This window comes from Herpetosiphonaceae bacterium (assembly GCA_036374795.1).
GTDB lineage: Bacteria > Chloroflexota > Chloroflexia > Chloroflexales > Kallotenuaceae > LB3-1.
Genome location: DASUTC010000288.1, coordinates 1 through 20,256, shown reverse-complemented (window position 1 = coordinate 20,256; position 20,256 = coordinate 1). Strand labels below are relative to the sequence as shown.

Below are 20,256 nucleotides of genomic sequence, written 5' to 3'. Positions count from 1 at the left end.
CTACATCAACCAATCCGAAAGAGGCAATGCTCTATGGATCTGAAACGTGGCCTGAGCTACCCGACCCTCGACCCGGAGTGGGTCGTCAAAGTGCTGATCGGCACATTGATCTCGATCATCCCAATCCTCAACTTTGTCGCGATCGGCTACACGATGGACACGACGCGCAACGTGTACCACGGACGCGACACGCCGCTGCCCGAATGGAACGATTTCGGCGGTCAGTTCATTCGCGGCTTTCTCGGCACGGTGCTCCAATTCTTGTGGGGCCTGCCGCTGCTACTGCTGGCCTGCCCGCTCATCTTCATCCTCGTCGGCTCGATCGATCCCAGCACAGGCGAGCCGACCGCCGCCAGCGGCGCGGTCATCGCCTGTCTGCCGATCGCGATCATCCTTGGCGTGCTGGTCCTCAGCCCGTTCATGATGGCAGCATTCACGCGCTACGCGGTGACGGACCGGTTTAGCGAGGCGATGCCGGGGCCAGTGCTGCGCGAAGTCAGCAGCGCTCCGCGCCCGTGGCTGCTGATCCTGGCAGCCGCGTTCGGCTTCGTGGTTTTCGCCATCGTCTTCCAGCTCTGCACCCTTGGCTTTGGCGCGCTGCTCTTCATCCCGCTGACCTTCTACATGCAGCTTGTTGCCGCGCACTGGTATGCGCAGGCGCACCGCGTGGCGAGTGGAGGGAGTGCAGCGCCGCCAAGCATGGTATAGTGTTGGCAGTAGGCCGGGTATCGAAGGAGCGGGCATGGTTTGGATGAGCGTCATCGCCCTGGTACTGATCATCGTAGCGGGGCTGAACGCACCACTCGCGATCTGCGCGCTGAGCATCGCCTCGCTGAACGGGATCGTCATTCTCCAGCCGCCGCTCGCCTGGATCGGCACGGAGTGGGCCTTTCTTCTGGCGCTCACCCTGCTGGTGATTCAACTCCTGGCCGATCTGTATTTCGTGCCGATCACGGTCAAAGACCGCGTCTATCTCCACCCAAGCCGAACGGAGAATGCGTATCTTCACGCGCGCGTTCAGTCGTTCTTTCGTCCGCTGATCGCGGCGATCATCACGGCAGCGCTGCCGCTGCCGCTGCCCGATTGGCTGGCGGCAATCTTCGGCTTCAGCAGCGCGAGCGCCTGCTACTGGCTGTCGGCCTGGATTCGTGAATACGTGGCAATCGCGCGCGGCGCGTTGATCCTGCTCAGCCTGGAAACGTTGAAGAATGCGCTGCTCATTGTGGTAGGGCTGCTGGCCTTCTGGCTGCCGCCGCTGGCATTGGTGTTGCTAATAGGCTTATTATTCCCAACTGTGGTCTGGACGATGCGGCTGCAACGTGAGCAGATGTTGTATGCGCCCTATGGAGGTCAGAGTGCCGGCGAAGATACGTGAGTCGATCGAACCAATCGAGTTTATCTATCCATCCAACATCCTATCGCTGATCCGGCTCGCGCTCGTCGGTCCTACGGTCTATTATCTGTTGCAGGAGGATGGAGCGGGCAAGGCGCTGCGGATCATCGTGCTGGGCATGGCTACCGATGCGGTCGATGGCCCGATCGCGCGGCGGCGCAATCAGGTTTCGGAGCTAGGCAAGCTGATCGATCCGATCGCCGATAAGCTCACCCTGGACGGCGTCGCGGTTGCGCTCAGCCTCAAGCACGACTTTCCCTGGTGGGTGACAAACCTGCTGCTAGCCCGCGACGCCGCGATTCTGCTGGGCGCGACGCTGATCTTTCGCAAAACGACGCATATCACCACGTCGATCTATGCCGGAAAAGCGACGACCGGATTGCTGACGATCGTGCTGCTGCTGTACATCCTGGATGCGCAGCCCTGGGGTCGGCGGCTGCTGAACGTGATGCTGATCCCGTTCGCGATCTCGTGGGTGCAGTATGGCATGCGCTACCTCGAATGGCTGCGCGGCGAGTACAATCACAGCACGCAGAAGTAGGCCGCCATCGCGTGGCACGTAGCGCAGCCGCCCTCACGAACAGGAGCTACGCCGTGGCTGTGATGGGCCTTCGGCAGATGTGTGTCGGTTCCGCGCCGACGCACCTTAACCTGCGCTGTACCTTGTGCTGCCGGGGGCTAAAAGCTCTGCAAGCACAGATGACCGCGTAGCTGGGTATTGACACAAAAAAAGACTAGGTGCGGTTCTAACGGGATATTTGGGAGAATCCCTGAGTCGGCCTGACGGCGCGTTAAGCAGCACAGCCCGAAACGTCAAAAACGTTTCGGGCTGTGCTGTGGCTAGATTTTATCGCGGCGTTGAATGAGTAAGCGAATCGCAGTGCGCTCTTCTTCGTCGATCGCTACGTCGATGAACGACGGCACGCAGAAGATGTCGACACCCTCCTCGCTCAGGTACGAGCGAGCAATCGCAACTGCCTTGATCGCCTGGTTGGTAGCGCCAGCGCCAATGGACTGCACTTCTGCCACGCCGCTCTCGCGGATGACACCCGCAATCGCACCAGCCACCGCGCTGGGCCGCGAACGGGTAGAGACCTTGAGCACTTCGGCGTTGGAGTGGTGTTGCTGGCCTTGATGACCGACACGCGCCTGCTCTTGGTACCCTGTGCGCTCATTACCGCGCTCCGGCCGGGAACTGGACTCGCCTGCCGCTAGCTCATCCAGCCTGAAGTTGTCGTAGCTGGTATCCATAGGAGCCTTCCTCCTTCCGAGGACATCGAGAGTTAGGTGTTCCAAGGACTACTGACGGAATGCTCCTCGGACGATGCGTTACCGCGCGTAGTCCACTGCCCGCGTTTCTCGAATCACGGTGACTTTAATTTGACCAGGGTACTGGAGACTTTCTTCGATCTTCTTCGCGACGTTGCGAGCCAGCGTAATGCTGCCAAGATCGTCGATCGTATCGGGCTGTACCATCACACGAACCTCGCGGCCCGCCTGAATGGCGAATGCCCGCTGCACGCCTGGAAACGATGTCGCCACGGTCTCCAATGCTTCCAAACGTTTGATATACAAATCCAGCGTCTCGCGGCGCGCTCCTGGTCGCCCGCCCGACATGGCATCGGCGGCGGCGACGATGAACGCCTCCACGGTCAGCGGCTCTTCTTCAAAATGATGTGCGGCGATGGCGTGAACGATCGCCCCGGAGCGGCCAAGCCGCCGTGCGATGTCAGCGCCGATCAGCGCATGTGGCCCTTGCACCTCATGATCGACGGCTTTGCCGATGTCATGCAGCAAGGCGGCTGTTTTCGCGATCTGGACGTTCGCGCCCAGCTCGCTTGCCATGGTTCCAGCCAGCAGCGCGCATTCCAGCGAGTGCTGCAAGACGTTCTGACCGTAGCTGGTACGATATTTTAGCCGACCGAGGATTTTGACCAAGTCGGGATGTAAGCCTTGCACTCCGGCCTCATACGCGACTCGCTCGCCCTCCTCACGAATAACCGTCTCTATGTCCTGCCGCGTTTTGTCGACGACTTCTTCGATGCGCGCAGGATGAATTCGCCCATCTTTCAGGAGCTTCGTCAGCGCCAGCCGGGCTACCTCGCGGCGCACCGGGTCGTGGCACGAAAGGGCAACGGCTTCGGGCGTATCATCGACGATGATGTCTACTCCCGTAATTTGCTCGAAGGCCCGGATATTCCGACCCTCGCGACCGATGATGCGGCCCTTGAGTTCTTCGCTCGGCAGCGGTACCGTCGTCACGGTTAGCTCGGCGACATACTCGGAGGCTAGCCGCTGAATAGCGATGCCAATAATTTTTTTAGCGCGCTTATCCGCCTCGTCCTTGGCCTCCTGCTCGATCTGACGCATCAGTTTGGCGGCATCGTCACGAGCAGACGCCTCGACACGCTGCAAAATAATTCCACGAGCCTCCTCATTGGACAGCGCCGCGACTCGTTCGAGTTCCGTCTGCTGACGTTGTTTCAGCTCTTCCGCTTCGCGGTGGAGGCGCTCGATATGCCGTTCGCGCTGGCCGATCCCGCGCTCGCGGCGTTCGAGATCGTCCAGCTTGCGCTCTACTTTTTCCTGGCTGCGCGCAAGCCGTTCTTCTTGTTGTTGAATGCGCTCTTCTTGTTTGTGCAGCGCCTGACGTGCGTTCTTTAGCTCAATTTCCGCATCATTACGGGCCTTGAGCGCATCAGCTTGAGCTTGGAGAAGAATTTCCTTGCCTTGAGCCTGCGCCGCCTCCACGATCCGCCGGGCCTCGGTTTCTACCCGAAGCTGCTGATCTTGAACGCGGGGCCGATACATCACGTACATTAACACTGCGCCTGCCACCCCTCCAAGAAGGGCTCCAAAAAGCGCCCATAATTCGGCAGACACGTTGATTCTCCTGTCATATTCACTTGTTAAGGTGCCCTGAAAGCTGTAGCACCGAGCTACAGCCGGACGTGGGTTTCCATAACCATATCAGGGGAATGTCACGTTATCATAGCCCCTTTGAGAAGGGCTGTCAAGGCATTCCTTAACGGCAGCTTAAGCAAGAACTGATCCGCGTAGGACGAAATGTTGCGGTAAGATAGCACCACGGTGCAAATCGATCGGAAGCAGGCCACTCGCCGTATTCTACGCCGATGAACTAGCAGAAGGAGCGATGTCGATGGCTGAACATTTTACGGATCTTGACCGGCGCGCCGCAAATGTGGTGCGCGGGCTGACGCTGGACGCCGTCCAGAAGGCAAATTCGGGCCATCCCGGCCTGCCGCTCGGAATGGCCGATGCCGCGATCGTGCTGTGGACGCGCACGCTGAAGTACAATCCCCACGATCCGCGCTGGCCCGATCGCGACCGCTTCGTGCTCTCCGGCGGGCACGGCTCGATGCTGCTCTACACGATGCTGTATCTCACGGGCTATCAGGAGATGACGCTCGATCAGCTTATGCATTTCCGGCAGTATGGCTCGCTCACGCCCGGCCATCCCGAAGTTCATCTCGATTCCGGCATCGAGACGACGACCGGGCCGCTGGGCCAGGGCTTTGCCACTGGCGTGGGCATGGCGATCGCCGAGCGCTATCTCGCCGCGAAGTTTAACCGACCGGGCTTTGAGCTGGTCGATCACTACACCTACGCGATCTGCTCCGACGGCGACCTGATGGAGGGCGTGTCGCATGAGGCGGCGTCGCTGGCGGGGCATCTGGGCCTGGGCAAGCTGATCTATCTCTACGACGATAACCATATTACGATCGACGGCTCGACCGACCTGGCTTACAGCGACGACGCCGCCAAGCGCTTCGAGGGCTACGGCTGGCACGTGGTGCGCGCCGACGGCCACGATATGGCTTCGGTCTGGAGCGCGATCGAGGCAGCACGCGCCGAGACGACCCGGCCATCGCTGATCATCACCCGCACGATCATCGGCTACGGCATGCCCAACCGCCAGGGCACGCAGAAGGCCCACAGCGATCCGCCCGGCGATGAGGAGGTCCGGCTGGCGAAGGAGAAGCTGGATCTGCCCGTCGATCAGTTCTTCTCCGTTCCCGACGACGTGCTGAGCTATATGCGCCAGGCGGTCGATCGCGGCGCGGAGCAGCAGCGCGCATGGCAGCAGACATTCGAGCGCTACCGCGCCGATCATCCCGATCTGGCCGAGCAGTGGGAGACGATGTGGCGCAGGGAGCCGCCCCAGGGCTGGGACGCCAATATGCCGAGCTTCGATCCCGATCCCAAGGGCGTGGCGACGCGCGCGGCATCCGGCAAGGTGATCGACGCGGTGGTTGATCGGCTGCCGCAGCTGCTCGGCGGCTCGGCGGATCTGACGCCCTCGAACAACACCAAGCCCAAAGACGCCAAAGACATCGAGGCCGAGTCGTTCATGGGGCGCTACCTGCGCTTCGGCGTGCGCGAGCATGGCATGGCCGCCGCGATGAACGGCATGGCTCTGCATGGCGGTCTGCTGCCCTACGGCGGCACGTTCTTCACCTTCTCCGACTACATGCGTCCGGCGCTGCGCCTGGCGGCGCTGATGAGCGTCCACAACATTTTTATCTTCACCCACGACTCGATCGGCCTGGGCGAGGATGGCCCGACTCACCAGCCGGTCGAGCATCTGGCAGCCTGTCGCGCAATGCCGCATCTGACCGTGATCCGCCCCTCGGACGCCAACGAGACGGTTGAGGCGTGGCGCGCAGCGATAAACAATACCAGAGGCCCGACGGCGCTGGTTCTGACTCGCCAGGCGCTGCCGGTGCTCGACCGGACCAAGCTCGGCGCGGCGGCGGGCCTGCACCGGGGCGCGTACGTGCTTCAGGATGTCGAGAATCCCGAAGCGATCCTGATCGCGACCGGCTCCGAGGTTGCGCTGGCGCTCGACGCGGCCAAGCTGCTGGCGGAGCAGCAGACGCGCGTGCGGGTGGTGGCGATGCCCTGCTGGGAGCTATTCGAGGAGCAAGATCAGGCGTATCGCGACGAGGTGCTGCCGCCGCAGATTACCGCGCGCGTCGGCGTGGAGGCTGCGGTGCGGCTCGGCTGGGATCGCTGGATCGGGCCGAACGGCGCGTTCGTGGGCGTCACCGGCGGCTACGGCGCGTCGGCGCCGTACAAGGAGATCTTCAAGAACTATCGCATCACGCCTGAGCGCGTGGCCGAGGAGACGCTGCGACTCCTGGGCCGCGCCGCAGATGTTGATTCGAGCCAGTCCGAGGCCGAGGCTATCCCCGGACGACAGCCCGCCGGAGACGAAGGCCCATCGTAGTGCGCCGACAGGCCGGGGAGAACAAAGCACACAGGAACCAAACATACAACTGCGTTGTTCCCTTGTTCCCCCAACGCCGCGCGTTGACGCACAATCCTGCCTTCGAGTATCATAGCCTGAGCAGCAGGTGCAGAAAGGAATGCTAGCGATGAAACTTTTGTTATTCCTCGTAGGTTTGCTGGTTGGCGTGGTCGGCGGCGCGGCGCTGCTGGCCTATGCCTACCAAGCGGCTGGTCTATATCCGCCCGACGACGCGACGATTAAGTTTATCGCCCGCGAGCGCGGCTGGCTCAAAGAAGAAGCATAGGCCGGTAGCCTATGCCGCTCGATGGGATGCGTGATGAGGCTAGGGCTTCGTCACGCATTCGCTTTTTTGCAGGTGAGCTATGGCCTTGATCGACGGATTTCCGAATGTGTGGGTTGGACATGCGACCAACGCCGCAGCGCGCACCGGCTGCACGGTGATTCTCAGCCCCCAGGGGGCGACCGCAGGCGTGGCGGTGCGCGGCGGCGCGCCCGGAACGCGCGAAACCGATCTGCTTCAGCCCGGCAATCTGGTCGAGCAGGTCCACGCGATCTTGCTGACGGGCGGCAGCGCGTTCGGGCTGGCGGCAGCCGACGGCGTGATGCGCTGGCTCTACGAGCGGCAGCACGGCTTCGCCACAAGCGTCGTCAAGGTGCCGATCGTGCCAGCCGCCGTGCTTTTCGATCTGGCGGTGGGCGATGCCGTCTGGCCCGATGCGGCGATGGGCTATGCCGCCTGCGAGGACGCCTACCACAGCCCAATCGACTGGGGACGGGTCGGGGCTGGCACCGGCGCGACGATTGGCAAGCTCTTTGGAGCGGGGCGGGTCACTCGCGGCGGGATCGGCATGGCGCGGGTTGCGGCGGCGGAGCAGCTTGTCACGGCGATCGTCGCGGTCAATGCCTACGGTCACGTCGTCGATCCGACGACTAACGAGATCATCGCTGGATCGCGCCTGCCTGACGGCTCGCTCGCCGATACGGTCCAACACCTGTTGCAGGGGCCGCCCCCAGCGCTTGCGCTGGAGCACACGACGATCGGCTGTGTGCTGACCACCGCGCGTCTCGACAAGGCCGCCTGCGCGCGGGTTGCCAGCATCGCCCACGATGGCCTGGCACGGACGATCCGCCCCGCGCATACGCACCTCGACGGCGATGCGCTCTTCGCGCTCGCGGTCGCGCCGCCCGCCGCGCCGCCCGCCGACAGCCTCGCGATCGGCGTGGCGGCAGCCGAAGCGGTGGCCCAGGCGGTGATCCACGCGGTGCGGGCGGCGCAGGCGTGATCCAAAGGTATATGGTCCAATCGGTATGAATCTCCATCTAGCGCAACCGGCGTATCTCCTGTACAATAAAACTTGAAAGATATTCATATCCGCGCCGACCCAAAGGAGGATCGCCGTGGCCGACGCTGCATGGTTTGCTCACTACGAGCCTGAGGTCCCTCACACGCTGACCTATCCCGATATACCGCTGCAACGTTTTCTGGAAGACACTGCCCGCCGCTATCCGAACAACACCGCCACCAAGATGGTGCTTAAGTACCTGCTGGGCGGGCGCATGATGATCGGCGGCTCGCTGACCTACCGCGAGCTGAATGCCCACGCCGATCGTTTTGCCGCAGCGCTGGTCAACATGGGCGTCAAGCCCGGCGATCGAGTGGCAGTGATGCTGCCGAACTCTCCGCAGTTTGTGATCGCGTTCTTCGGCGCGCTCAAGGCAGGCGCGATCGTCGTCAACGTCAACCCGACGTACACTGCCCGCGAGCTACAGCACCAGTTGGCCGATGCGGGAGCGGAGACGATCGTGCTGCTCAACCTGTTCTACAAGCGGCTCGACGAGGTGCGCGCGCACACGCCCGTCAGGAACACGATCGTCACGCATATCTTCGATCTGCTGCCCTTCCCGTCGAAGCAGCTTGTGCGGCGCGCGCAGCAGAAAGAGGCCGATTGGGTAACGGTGCAGCCCAGCGCCAGCGTGCATCTCTTCGAGGATCTGCTGGCAAAGGCTCCGGCGCAGCCGCCCAGAGTCGAGGTCAGCCCCGACGATGTGGCGCTCTTCCAGTACACCGGCGGCACAACCGGCGTGCCCAAGGCGGCGATGCTGACCCACAGGAATCTGGTCGCGAACACGCTGCAAGTCGTCTCGTTCCTGCCCTCCGCCGAGCCGGGCAAAGAAAAAGTCATGGCCGCGATCCCGTTCTTCCACGTCTATGGCATGACTGTCGCGATGAACTTCGGGATCTATGTCGGCGGTCAGATCGTGATCGTGCCCAATCCACGTCCGATCGACAACGTGATGCGGGTGATCGCCAACGAGCGCACGACGATCTTCCCCGGCGTGCCCGCGATGTACATCGGGATCATCAACCATCCCGATGTCAGCCACACCGACCTGAGCAGCATCAAAGCGTGTATCTCCGGCTCAGCGCCGCTGCCGATGGAAGTTCAGGAGCAGTTCGGGGTGTTGACGGGTGGGCGGCTGGTCGAAGGCTACGGTCTGACCGAAACCGCGCCGGTGACGCACTGCAATCCGGTCTATGGTCAGCGCCGCGCGGGATCGATCGGGCTGCCGCTGCCGGACATCGAGGCGCGCATCATCAACCCGGAGACTGGCCTGCCGGTGCCGTGGGGCTCGGATGAGGTTGGAGAGCTGCTGGTGCGCGGGCCGAACGTGATGAAAGGCTACTGGAATCGTCCCGACGAAACTGCCGCTACGATCGATGATGATGGCTGGCTGCATACCGGCGACATCGCCCGCATGGACGACGACGGCTACTTCTACATCGTCGATCGCAAGAAAGACATGATCATCGCCAGCGGATTCAAAGTCCTGCCGCGCGAGATCGAAGAGGTGCTCTTTACGCATCCCCAGGTGCTCGAAGCCGCCGTCGCGGGCGTGCCCGACAGCTATCGCGGTGAGACGGTCAAGGCGTTTATCGTGCCGAAGCCGGGCTGCGCCCCGACCGCCGAGGAGATTACGGCGTTTTGCCGCGAGCAGCTCGCGCCGTACAAAGTGCCGCGCCAGATCGAGTTCCGGCAAGAGCTACCCAAGACGCAGGTCGGCAAAGTGCTGCGGCGGGTGCTCGTCGAGGAGCACCTCAAGGGCCAGCGCGAGCAGGTGCCAAGCCAGAGCTGATCCCGGCAGCACAGCACGCTGCCTGCACCGGGGCATGCCAATGGCGTGCCCTGGTTGCTATTTCGTTCGAGCGGAAGCGCGACTAAACCCGGCACATACAGGCAGGCCAGCATGATCGACATCGGACAAGAGCGCGGTCAGATCGTTCACAAGCAGCGCTAAAACGCGACCGGCAGCGCATGCAGCCCGCGCAGGACCAGGCCGCGCCGCCAGCGCAGCGCATCGGGCGCTGTGGCGAGACGCAGATCGGGCATGCGCCGCAGCAGCATATCGACAGCGATCTGGCTTTCCAGCCGTGCCAGCGGCGCGCCCAGGCAGTAGTGAATCCCCTGCCCAAACGAGAGATGCCGGTTTGGATCGCGGGCCAGATCCAGCGCATCGGGACGCTCGAAGTGCTGCTCGTCGCGATTGGCCGAGGCGATCACCGCCAACACCTGCTCGCCGCGCCGGATCATCACGCCGCAGAGCGTAAGATCCTCGCGCGCAAAGCGCTCGGTTGACGTATAGACCGGGCTGGTGTAGCGCAGCAGCTCTTCGATCGCGGGCTTGATCAGCTCCGGCTCGCCGCGCAGCCGCTCCATCTGCTCACGATGCTCCAGCAGCGCAAGCGTGCCGTTGGCGATCAGATTGACGGTTGTCTCATGACCGGCGATCAGCAGCAGCAAGACCATCGCCAGCAGCTCATCCTCGCTCAGCCGATCGCCTGCCTCCTCGGCCTGAACCAGCGCCGTGATCAGATCGTCCTGTGGCGCGGCGCGGCGCTCCTCGAAGCGCTTGCGCAGGTAGCGCATAAACAGCCAGATCGACGGTAGCGCTCGCAGCACCTCGCTGGACGACCCGACCGACACGATGCTGTTGGACCAGCGTGTAAACTTCGTGCGATCCTTTGGCGGAATGCCCAGCATCTCGGCGATGATCGTCACGGGCAGCGGCAGCGCATAGTCGCGGACCAGATCCATGTGGCCGCGCCGCAGCACCGCATCCAGCAGCTCGTCACACAGCGTGTGTACGCGCCCGCGCAATTGCTCGATCAGGCGCGGCGTGAACGCTTTATGGACCAGACCGCGCAGCCGGGTGTGATCCGGCGCGTCCAGATCCAGCATATTCTGCGTGAGCGGCTTGATCATGCCAGGCATCCACGGCATCTTTGCCTGCTGCTCCTGGGTCATCGCTTTGAAGCGATCCTTGCCGAAGCGCTCGTCCTTGAGCACTGCCAGCACGTCGTCGTAGCGCGCGACCAGCCAGACCGACTCGCGCCTTGATAGCTGAGCGCGGTAGACCGGAGCTTCCGCTCGTAGCCTGGCAAAGAAGGGAAAGGGATTCGCCTTGAACTGCGGGCTGGCGAGATTAGGCTGGATGATCGGTTGCATGATCTGTTGGGTCATGATGATCTCCGTTAGCTGGAGCGATACCGTGGAGGATCAGCTCAGCAAGAACATCTGGAACGCTGTTCCAGTGGGTTTGTAGATAGGGATCGCCCATCAGCCGCAGCAACAACACTCCCAGTGTCATGCCTGCTATGCCGCGTAGCATAAGCTGCGGATCGATCGTCTGCTCCGCGCCCTGCGTCACCCAGCCCTGGGCATACTTCTCGGCGACCGCAAAGGTCGGGGCGATGACCTGCTGGTAGTAGGTGGCGCGCAGTTCTGGATTGACCAGGATCTCGGAAAGCAGCACATGAAAGACATCGAAGCCAATATCCGTTAGCGACGCGAAGCGCTGGTTGAGGTACATATGCACAAAGCTGGCAAGATCCATCTCCGTCGATTGTGCAAAATGCGACTCGCGCTGCTCGGTCTGATTCAGGCGGTCGAGCAGGCCCAGCAGGAGCGCGCTTTTGTTCTCGAAGTAGTTATAGATCGTGCCGTCCGCTACCCCGGCTACCCTGGCGATGTCCCGAATCGTCGCCCGATGAAACCCTTTCTCGGCAAACACTTCTGCGGCGGCATTCAGAATTTGATGGCGTCGAGCATTGATCAGATAGCTTTGAAGCGGATCGTCGAGTGTCTGCGGCACATACGCCTCCTGAATCTTTATTCACCGGAATGAATGAACGTTCATTCACTCTACTCCTGTGATCGTCTCCTGTCAACAGGTACGCTGTTTCTGTCCTCAACCGCAGCCCACGGGGAAGCGATCGGGCGGCTTTGGTGGCTGCCGATCGCTTCCGTTGGCTGGCGTGCTCAGGATCTCAGTCGATGGTCCAATCCTCCTGCTGCATCACCTGATCCCGCCGAAGCTGATCGCAGATCCGGCGCGGCAGATCGTTGATGCAGTGATAGACCCGACTATCCTCGTACAGCCTGCGCCGTACGAAATACTTGACAATCTCAGCCCGCTCCAAGCCATCCAGAAACTTCAGCACGATCTCGCTGTGGAGCGGATGGCGCGTCTGCCACTGCTCCGCGATCGTCTCCAAGCGCTGCCGTGCTCCGCGCACACCGCCGAGCGAGCGCAGCAGCGATTCGATCCGGCGCGCCTCGTCGGCTCCTGCGCCTACCTGCTGCGTCGCGCCTTTCGGCTGAGGATAGGGCGTCAACCACCGCAGCAGCAGCGCCACATCCTCCGGCGTCCACGTTCGTACACGTGCCGACTGGACCGCCAGGAGCATCCGCTGCGCGATCATCTGTATGGTGTAGAGCGCGCGAGCCTCGCCAGGCGGCGCGTCCCGATGCGGGATCGGCGGCGGCTGCCGCGCCAGGCCGGCGAGTGACGACAGAGTATCAGGCTCTACCGGCAGATGGAGCACCCGCTGACATCCGGCGACGAGCGACTCGGCCTCGGACTCCGGCATGTGCCTCGTGACCACGCCGACCATCCAGGCTGGCGGGAGTTCGCCAAGGCGCATCTGACGGGCAAGCACGGCGGCCAGCAGCAGCCCCGGAAAATCAGGGAAGCCCGGATCTGCTGATTGCACATCCAGCAGGATCACTGCCTGCTGAGCGGGCTGTGGAGGCGCGAGCAGGTGGCGAACAAGCCCGTAGCCGCTGAGCAGCGAGCCCGACACCGCCACCGTAAAGCCGAGCGCAGCCAGCGCATCGCGCTGTTGCAGCAATGCCTTGTCGGGCGCGATCAACACCGCGTAGGGACGCTTCGGACGCTGGCGTCGCGTCATGTGCGATGCCCTCCATGCGTTGCATAGCGCCCGCACCCAATGTCGCTGAGTTGGACCAGGCTCATCGAGCATCCTCGTCGGATGAAGCGGCGCGGCGTGTGCGCCACTCCTGAAGTCGCTCGTAGCCCAGCGGCGTGATCTCCAGCTCCGCAGGCCAGCCGCGCTGCTTCGACGAGATCGTGAGCAAGCCCTGGCGCTCCAGCGCGTGGATTGTGTTATGCGCGACCGACGGCGCGCTCATGCCAAGTGCCCGGTAGATGATGCGCTGCGACGGCGAGTAGTGATGGACGCGCTGATAGGTTTCGATGTAGTCCAGCACCGCTAGACGATCGTAGCGGCGCTGCCGGGGGTGGCTCGGCTGATGGCGGGACTCTGCTTTGGGCATGATCTGCTGCCTTTCGTCAGGCAGCCGTGGCAGGCGGATTGTTGAATACCCGCAGGCATGCTACAATCCGCCCAGTAGAGCGCATGCTCTACTCCCGGCTGCACGCTTATGTGTGTGCTGGTTGATCCTGTGCTTGCTCAAGGGGTTCCAAGCCATGCAGCAAGCACAGGTTTTTTTATTGTAACGAAGTATGTGGCGTTATAGGCCGAATGCTTCGCTTATTTTTTGCCTGCATGATGGTGATCCGCGCACACAGGCCCACGATGATGCGCCCACTTGCGCATCACAACCCTATCGGGAACTCCTTTTGTGCAAAACATACAGATACGCACGGGGTACGAACAGCGTAAAGACTTATATGGGAAACCGCTACTCCCAACCTTGAATCGCATGTATTACCACATCTGAACAAGAAATAGTTAAAAAACACAATCGCTGGTCAGTACCTAACGATCGTGTAGCTACTCGTGTTAAAGGATCGCCGTTCCTCGCAATCAATGACTGAGCAACCCGACAGCGCACGTATGCCGTCGGGAGCATGTGCGACGAACGTTGTCTGTCGGGGTCAGTCACGATCAGGAGCGGTACGGTACAAAGAAGCTGCAGCCGAATCAGCGTCGTAGCGACGCCCAACAAGGGGTTAAGATTGTTATACTACTTTAGCAGACGTTTGTATCGACTTACGATATACGCAGATCAGCAGATCGAGGTGTGACAAGGAGTTGAGATGGAGCAACCATTCTCACGCCCCGTGCCGACGATTGCCCAACTTGTTGACCGCCTCTTCAAAGAGAATCGCCATCCAAGCGGACGAGAGTATAGCTATCGCGAAGTGGCGCTAGCCATGCAGGGCGAGGTTGGGTATAGCAGTTTACAAAAAATTCGTACCGGCGAGAATACCAATCCCACCTATCGCACGCTCCTTGCGTTGTGTATTTTTTTCGGGAAGCCGCCGCTCTATTTCTTCCCCGATCTCTGGGATCACTACGATCCTTCGCTATGGGACGAGTTTTACGCTTCGCTGCCTGAGTAAGGAGGACGGATGAAAAACCCGGCATAGCCAACCCTGCCACGAAAGCCAGGCTGCACAACCAAACGGCCAAGATCGGCCTCGGCATACGCCTCGAATGGGTGAAAGCCGCCGCTCTGCGGTTGCCACGGCTCGATCAGGCTGTACAGGTGTTGCGCCGAGCGCAAGTACAAGCGCGCTCCGGTCCGCTGCTCGTAGCTCGCGATAGCAGCGCGCTGGTTCGGGTCGGTCGGGTCGGCATCGTTTGATGATACGGCGAGCATCGAGCCGGGCGCGCTCCAGTCGTACAGGCGGCGAAACACATGCCGCAGCGAGTCGTCGTCGATGAAATGGGCCACGGCGCTCATGCAGATCCCGACTCGGCGCTGCGCTCCAAAAAAGCGCTCGGCTGCGCCGACGATCGTGTCAATATCCTCGATTCGCGCCTGGACAAACTCAATATGTGGTCGCGCGTCAAGAATCTCACGAGCGTAGGCCACCGCATCGGGATCGAAATCGTCGTAAAGAATTTTGCTTGTTTCGGGAACAGACTCGTGCAGCGAGCCTTCGGTGGGTAATCCGGCTCCCAGATCGATGAAGTGGTCGATCCCGGCCTGTGCCAGGTAGCTTCCCGCATACGTTACAAACCAGCGATTCAGACGTAGCGCCTGCACAACAAACGGCACCAGTTGAGCCATCTGTTCGCCAACCGCTCGATCGATCGGGAAGTTATGTGTGCCGCCGAGCCAGTAATCATAGATGCGCGCGATGCTCGGTTTGTTCGCATCGTAGGACATACCCATCTCCAACCAGATCATCATTCGATCTATGATACCCGGCTGCTCGTTGATCGTGCGTCGAAGCATCTGCATCGCTACTCCTGATTGTATCACTCTTGGAGGAGAACGCGGAATCTGGCAAATCTGCGGAGTAGGTTCGTGCAGATGCAGAGGAAAAGGCTATCGCCGCCTGGAGCAGGTGCGCCGCGCGAAGAGAAGCACGCGCTTGAAGCCTGGAGCAGCCATCGGACAGAACAGGCACCCAGGATGGTGTGCCTGTTCCGTTGCTTGCGCATATTTAGGTGAGCGGCTTTAGCGCCAGAAGTCACCTAAATAATCGTACACGTCGGATGCGTAACGTTGGGGGGTGTTTCCGTCACGACGACATGAACGACATGTCCATTATAATAAACAAGGTCCCGTGTTGCAAGGCACCCGCCTCCCGGCGTGTGTCAGTCGCCCCGCGCACGGACACCAACCGACCGCTGATAGGGTAGAAAAGGGGCCAGCCTGGCCGCTGCGGTGATCGCAGGCACATCGATCATGAGAAGCGAAAAAGGAGAGGAATTGTAGAGTTTGCATGCCCCGGCACACAAAACCCGCTACGTTACGATGCTCGGCCCACCCCCCAGTTGGTCGAGCACCCACGCCAGCGGGTTGTGCCTATCATAAGCCACCCGTTGCGAGTTGTCAACCACTATTTACTTACAGAATTCTTATCAAATGTAACAGCCTACTAAACGCTCCTGAGCGGCTCTAAGAAGCGCGCCGCCGCCATAGACTGTTCGATCGCGTCATCGCAACATAAAAGATGGTACAATCCCCGCTGCATCACTCAGGCGATCGTATGAACATTCTTGTCACCGGTGGCACAGGCTTCCTTGGGCGGCACCTGGCGCTGGCGCTTCTATCACACGGCCATCGCGTCTATCTGCTGGGCCGCAACTTCACCCAGGCTCACGATCTGCTCGCACTGGGCGCGCAGCCAGTGCCGGTCGATCTGCGCGATCGGCGGGCGACCATTGCGGCGTGTGCTGGCATGGAGGCCGTCTTTCACGTCGGCGCGCTCTCGGCACCCTGGGGTCGGCGGGCGGACTTCTTCGCGATCAACGTCGATGGCACCGCCAACGTGATCGCGGGCTGCCGCCAGTCGGGCGTCGCGCGGCTGATCTACGTCTCGTCGCCGAGCGTCGTCTTCGATGGCCGCGACCAGCGCGATCTTGCCGAGTCCGTGCCCTACCCGCGCCGCTTCGCCTCGGTCTACTCATTCACCAAAAAGCTGGGCGAGGATCTGGTCAACCACGCCGCCGCCACCGGCCTATCGACGGTGATCCTGCGGCCAAAAGCGATCTTCGGGCCGGGCGATACCTCGCTGCTGCCGCGCCTGATCGCTGCGGCGCGCGCCGGGCGGCTGCCACAGATCGGCGACGGGCGCAACCTCGTCGATCTGACCTACGTCGACAACGTCGTGTCCGCGCTGCTGCTGGCGCTCGACGCTCCGACGACAGGCCGCACCTACACCATCACCAACGGTGAGCACGTCGCGCTGTGGGCCGTGATTCGGACGGTTTTACGACACCTGAATCTCTCCACCGAGCTACGCCGCGTGCCGCTGAAGCTCGCGCTGGCTGCGGCGGCGATCATGGAGGCGCGAGCGGCGATCACTGGCCGCGAGCCGCTGCTGACGCGCTACTCCGCCGCGATCCTGGCGCGAACGCAGACCTACGACATCGGCGCGGCGCGGCGCGACCTCCGCTACACGCCGCAGGTTTCGGTCGCGGCAGGCATCCGACGCACGCTGGCCGCGCTGAGCACACCCGAAATGAAGCTTGCCGATGGCTGATCGCCCGCCACAGCTTGAGTGCCATGTGCTCGACACGGGCTACTGTCTCGCGCACGAGCGGCATGTGCTGCGCGGCGGCGCCCGCCGAACGATCGACTGTCACTCGATCGCGGCGCTGCTGCGCCACCCGCAGCACGGCTGGCTGCTCTGGGATACCGGCTACGCGCCGCGTATGCTGGACGTGACACAGCGCTGGCCGTTCTGGCTCTACCGCCGCGCCACACCGCTGCGCCTTCAGCCGGATCTAGCTGTTGTCGCGCAGCTTGGCCGCTTTGGCTTGACGCCCGCCGACGTGCGCACGATCGTCGTCTCGCACTTTCACGCCGACCACATCGCCGGGCTGCGCGACTTCCCTGCGGCGCGCTTCGTCGCCACGCGCGCGGCCTATGCCGACGTGAGCGGACGCGATGGCTTGAGCGCATTGCGCCGCGCGTTCATTCCCGCGCTGCTGCCGGAAGATTTCGCGCAGCGCGCCGAGCTGCTGCCAGCGTTCAGCGGCCCCGCGCTGCCGGGCCTGGGCGCAACCCACGATCTGCTGGGCGATGGCTCGCTGCGGCTGGTCGAGCTGCCGGGCCACGCCCGTGGGCAGATCGGGCTTCTGGCACAGACCGATCGCGGCCCGATCTTCTTCGCCGCCGATGGCTGCTGGCACGCTCGGTCGATCCGCGAGCGCCGCCCGCCAAGTCGGCTGACCTACCTGTTCGTCGACAATCCGCGCGCCGTCCGCACGACGATCGACGCCCTGCACACGTTTTCGATCGCCTGCCCGGATGTGCGGATCGTGCCGAGCCATTGCCCTGAGGCATTCGCCCGCGAGGTCGCACGATGATCGCGGGGCTGCCGCTGATCGTCAGCCATTTCGCGCGCGCTCGATGGCGCTGGCATGTGCTGCGCGGCGATCGGCTGCGGCGTTTTCAGGAGCGACGTGCCCGGCGCATCGTGCGGCACGCCAACCGGCACGCGCCGTTCTATCGCAATCACTGGCAGGGCCACGACCGCGACAACTGGCGCGCGCTGCCGACCGTCGACAAGCGGCTGATGATGGACCACTTCGACACATTCAACACCCGTGGCCTCAGCGGCGAGCGCGCGATGCAGATCGCGCTGGCGGCGGAGCAGAGCCGCGACTTCGCGCCCACGCTGGAGGGCTTCACGGTCGGGCTATCGTCGGGCACCTCAGGACATCGCGGCCTGTTCGTGGCAGGGCCGTGGGAGCAGGCGGCGTGGGCCGGGACGATCCTGGCGCGCACGCTGCACGATCTCCGGCGGCGCTACCGGGTAGCATTCTTTCTGCGCTCCAACAGCAACCTCTACGAGCGCGCGGGCGGTACCTTGATCCAGTTCCGCTACTTCGATCTGATGCTGCCGCTAGCCGAGGCCGTCGCCGCGCTGAATACGTACCAGCCGCAGATCGTGATCGGGCCGCCGTCGCTGCTGGGCATGCTTGCCGGGGAGCGCGAGCGCGGCAGGCTGCGGATCGCGCCGGAGCGGCTGATCTCGGTCGCCGAGGTGCTGGAGCCGCAGGATCGCGAGCGGCTGGCGGCGATCTTTGGCGCGCCCGTGCATCAGGTCTATCAATGCACCGAGGGATTGCTGGCGCTAAGCTGCGCCCAGGGCGCGCTGCACGTACAGGAGGACATCGTCGCGCTGCAATACGAGCCGCTGGACGGCGCGCGCGTCACGCCGATCGTCACGGATCTCTGGCGCACCACCCAGCCGATCATCCGCTATCGCCTCAACGACGTACTTCAGCTTGAGGCGCAGCCCTGCGCCTGCGGCTCGCCCTGGCAGGTGATCGGCGCGATCGAGGGCCGCAGCGACGACGTGTGCTACTTCGAGGCGCGCACGGGCGGCCTGCGGCCTTTCTTTCCCGACACGATCCGGCGCATGATCCTGCTCGCCAGCCCGGCGATCGTCGAGTATCAGGCCGTGCAGGAGCGGCCCGGCCAGCTTCGGATCACGCTCGATCTCGCGCCGGACGTGCCATTCGCTGCGGTCACTGCGGCGGTGCGGGCCAGCGTGGACGCTACGGTCGCGCAGTACGATTGTCATCGCGCCGACGTGACGATCGAGCCTGGCGTACACATAGCCGCCGCTGGTATCAAACGGCGGAGAGTGCGGCGCATCGACGCATAACTCCTTCGTGTGAGCTTCCACGTACAGGAATTGGCAGCCTCAGCCGTGGAATGAACAGCCGCATTGGGACTAGAGTGGACTCCATACATCAGCAGAATGATCGGATCACGAAGATGCTTCCAGTAACTATTGCGGGCCTCGGCTGGTACCTGCCTGAGCAGCGTATCACGAACGACTATTTCGCGGCGCAGTTGGACGTATCCGCCGGTTGGATCGAGCGCGCGACCGGCGTACGCGAGCGGCGCTACGCATCGGCGGGCGAGACTTCGGCGGGGATGGCGGCGGCGGCGGCGCGGATGGCCCTGGCGAGCGCTGGTATCCACCCCGACGATCTCGACGCGATCGTCGGCGCGTCGGCTGCGCCACAGCAGGCCGTGCCCTGCACCGCTGCGCTGATTCAACACGCGCTAGGCGCGCCCGACGGCGGGAGCGTCTGCTGGGACGTGAACGCAACCTGCCTGAGCTTTCTGTTTGCGCTTCAGTCGGCGGCGCATCTCGTCGCGGCGGGCGTCTACCGCACGATCCTGATCTGTAGCAGCGAGATCACCTCGCCCTCGCTCAACCCCAACGATCGCGAGACGCGCGCGCTCTTCGGCGACGGGGCGGCAGCGGCGATCATCACCCGGTCGGGCGCGGACGATCCCGGCGCGATCTGGCACACGCAGTTCGCCACATTCAGCAGCGGCGCGCATCTGACCGAGGCGCTGGGCGGCGGCACGCTGCACCATCCCGCCGATCCCGCGACGACCCGCGAGCACAACAGCTTTCGGATGCAGGGCATGGCGGTCTTCAAGTTTGCCACGCGGCAGAGCGCGCCGTTTCTCGATCGCTTCTTCCAAACGCTTGGCTGGGAGCGCAGCACGATCGATCTGGTCGTGCCGCATCAGGCCAGCCGCCACGCCATCGATCAGCTCGCCGATCGGCTTGGATTCAGGCGCGAGCAGATCTACAGCAACCTGGCCGAGCGCGGCAACTGCGTCGGCGCGTCGATCCCGCTGGCGCTGGCCGAGGCCGTCGCAGCCGGGCGCATCCGGCGCGGCGATCGGGTGCTGCTGGTCGGCACCGGAGCCGGGCTGACTCTCGGCGGCATGGCGCTGACGTTTTGAGGCGAGTTTCAAGTTTCAAGTTGAGAGAGTCAGTGGTCGGCAATGCTATGCACAGCCGTGATGATGCTTTGCACAGCCGT

19 protein-coding genes are annotated in these 20,256 nt (G+C 62.8%); 12 read left to right on the top strand and 7 right to left on the bottom strand.

Annotated features, from left to right (window positions below):
- Positions 1-33: 33 nt before the first annotated feature.
- The 3 genes from VFZ66_22590 to VFZ66_22580 are packed head-to-tail and all read left to right on the top strand — an operon-like array spanning position 34 to position 1,934.
- Positions 34-708: a DUF4013 domain-containing protein gene (locus tag VFZ66_22590; GenBank protein HEX6291992.1), complete on the top strand. Its 675-nt coding sequence runs from the start codon at positions 34-36 to the stop codon at positions 706-708.
- A 34-nt stretch (positions 709-742) separates the two neighbouring features.
- Positions 743-1,375: a DUF4126 domain-containing protein gene (locus VFZ66_22585; GenBank protein HEX6291991.1), complete on the top strand. Its 633-nt coding sequence runs from the start codon at positions 743-745 to the stop codon at positions 1,373-1,375.
- Complete coding sequence (locus VFZ66_22580) at positions 1,356-1,934, top strand: CDP-alcohol phosphatidyltransferase family protein (protein ID HEX6291990.1); 579 nt, start codon at positions 1,356-1,358, stop codon at positions 1,932-1,934. Before VFZ66_22585 ends, VFZ66_22580 begins: the two co-directional genes overlap by 20 nt.
- A 299-nt stretch (positions 1,935-2,233) precedes the next feature.
- On the opposite strand, the gene VFZ66_22575 is transcribed toward VFZ66_22580, so the two are convergent.
- Both VFZ66_22575 and rny read right to left on the bottom strand, forming a co-directional pair.
- Positions 2,234-2,497 carry a stage V sporulation protein S gene (locus VFZ66_22575; protein HEX6291989.1) on the bottom strand — a complete coding sequence of 88 codons (264 nt, stop codon included), beginning with the start codon at positions 2,495-2,497 and terminating at the stop codon, positions 2,234-2,236.
- A 225-nt stretch (positions 2,498-2,722) separates the two neighbouring features.
- Positions 2,723-4,276, bottom strand: a complete 1,554-nt coding sequence (gene rny, locus VFZ66_22570; protein HEX6291988.1) for a ribonuclease Y — start codon at positions 4,274-4,276, stop codon at positions 2,723-2,725.
- A 277-nt stretch (positions 4,277-4,553) separates the two neighbouring features.
- On the opposite strand from rny, the gene tkt reads away from it, so the two are divergent.
- From tkt to VFZ66_22550, 4 genes are all read left to right on the top strand, one after another.
- A complete protein-coding gene (gene tkt / locus VFZ66_22565; GenBank protein HEX6291987.1) occupies positions 4,554-6,644 on the top strand; it encodes a transketolase in 2,091 nt (696 codons plus the stop codon).
- A gap of 148 nt (positions 6,645-6,792) precedes the next feature.
- Positions 6,793-6,951 carry a hypothetical protein gene (locus VFZ66_22560; protein ID HEX6291986.1) on the top strand — a complete coding sequence of 53 codons (159 nt, stop codon included), beginning with the start codon at positions 6,793-6,795 and terminating at the stop codon, positions 6,949-6,951.
- Between the two features lie 79 nt (positions 6,952-7,030).
- Positions 7,031-7,951 (top strand): P1 family peptidase, encoded by a 921-nt coding sequence (locus VFZ66_22555; protein ID HEX6291985.1) that lies wholly within the window; start codon positions 7,031-7,033, stop codon positions 7,949-7,951.
- 115 nt (positions 7,952-8,066) lie between these two features.
- Positions 8,067-9,803: a long-chain fatty acid--CoA ligase gene (locus tag VFZ66_22550; GenBank protein ID HEX6291984.1), complete on the top strand. Its 1,737-nt coding sequence runs from the start codon at positions 8,067-8,069 to the stop codon at positions 9,801-9,803.
- Between the two features lie 158 nt (positions 9,804-9,961).
- Here VFZ66_22550 and VFZ66_22545 read toward each other — a convergent pair whose 3' ends face one another.
- The 4 genes from VFZ66_22545 to VFZ66_22530 form a co-directional block, all read right to left on the bottom strand.
- Positions 9,962-11,188, bottom strand: a complete 1,227-nt coding sequence (locus VFZ66_22545; protein HEX6291983.1) for a cytochrome P450 — start codon at positions 11,186-11,188, stop codon at positions 9,962-9,964.
- Positions 11,151-11,819 carry a TetR/AcrR family transcriptional regulator gene (locus VFZ66_22540; protein HEX6291982.1) on the bottom strand — a complete coding sequence of 223 codons (669 nt, stop codon included), beginning with the start codon at positions 11,817-11,819 and terminating at the stop codon, positions 11,151-11,153. Before VFZ66_22540 ends, VFZ66_22545 begins: the two co-directional genes overlap by 38 nt.
- A gap of 175 nt (positions 11,820-11,994) precedes the next feature.
- Complete coding sequence (locus tag VFZ66_22535) at positions 11,995-12,918, bottom strand: hypothetical protein (GenBank protein ID HEX6291981.1); 924 nt, start codon at positions 12,916-12,918, stop codon at positions 11,995-11,997.
- A 61-nt stretch (positions 12,919-12,979) separates the two neighbouring features.
- On the bottom strand, positions 12,980-13,303 hold the full coding sequence (locus VFZ66_22530) for a hypothetical protein (GenBank protein ID HEX6291980.1): 324 nt from the start codon (positions 13,301-13,303) through the stop codon (positions 12,980-12,982).
- Between the two features lie 727 nt (positions 13,304-14,030).
- Between VFZ66_22530 and VFZ66_22525 the strand changes: the two genes are divergently transcribed.
- The gene (locus VFZ66_22525; protein ID HEX6291979.1) at positions 14,031-14,336 is read left to right on the top strand and encodes a hypothetical protein; all 306 of its coding nucleotides are present in this window, start codon (positions 14,031-14,033) and stop codon (positions 14,334-14,336) included.
- On the opposite strand, the gene VFZ66_22520 is transcribed toward VFZ66_22525, so the two are convergent.
- Entirely contained in the window at positions 14,315-15,184 is an 870-nt protein-coding gene (locus VFZ66_22520; protein HEX6291978.1) for an SAM-dependent methyltransferase, read from the bottom strand. The two genes, VFZ66_22525 and VFZ66_22520, sit on opposite strands and share 22 nt — an antisense overlap.
- A gap of 754 nt (positions 15,185-15,938) precedes the next feature.
- On the opposite strand from VFZ66_22520, the gene VFZ66_22515 reads away from it, so the two are divergent.
- From VFZ66_22515 to VFZ66_22500, 4 genes are all read left to right on the top strand, one after another.
- Positions 15,939-16,934, top strand: a complete 996-nt coding sequence (locus VFZ66_22515) for an NAD-dependent epimerase/dehydratase family protein (GenBank protein HEX6291977.1) — start codon at positions 15,939-15,941, stop codon at positions 16,932-16,934.
- The gene (locus tag VFZ66_22510; protein ID HEX6291976.1) at positions 16,927-17,763 is read left to right on the top strand and encodes an MBL fold metallo-hydrolase; all 837 of its coding nucleotides are present in this window, start codon (positions 16,927-16,929) and stop codon (positions 17,761-17,763) included. Before VFZ66_22515 ends, VFZ66_22510 begins: the two co-directional genes overlap by 8 nt.
- Positions 17,760-19,070 carry a F390 synthetase-related protein gene (locus VFZ66_22505; GenBank protein HEX6291975.1) on the top strand — a complete coding sequence of 437 codons (1,311 nt, stop codon included), beginning with the start codon at positions 17,760-17,762 and terminating at the stop codon, positions 19,068-19,070. The genes VFZ66_22510 and VFZ66_22505 overlap by 4 nt, the downstream gene beginning before the upstream one ends.
- Before the next feature lie 113 nt (positions 19,071-19,183).
- Positions 19,184-20,176 (top strand): ketoacyl-ACP synthase III, encoded by a 993-nt coding sequence (locus VFZ66_22500; protein ID HEX6291974.1) that lies wholly within the window; start codon positions 19,184-19,186, stop codon positions 20,174-20,176.
- Positions 20,177-20,256: the final 80 nt, after the last annotated feature.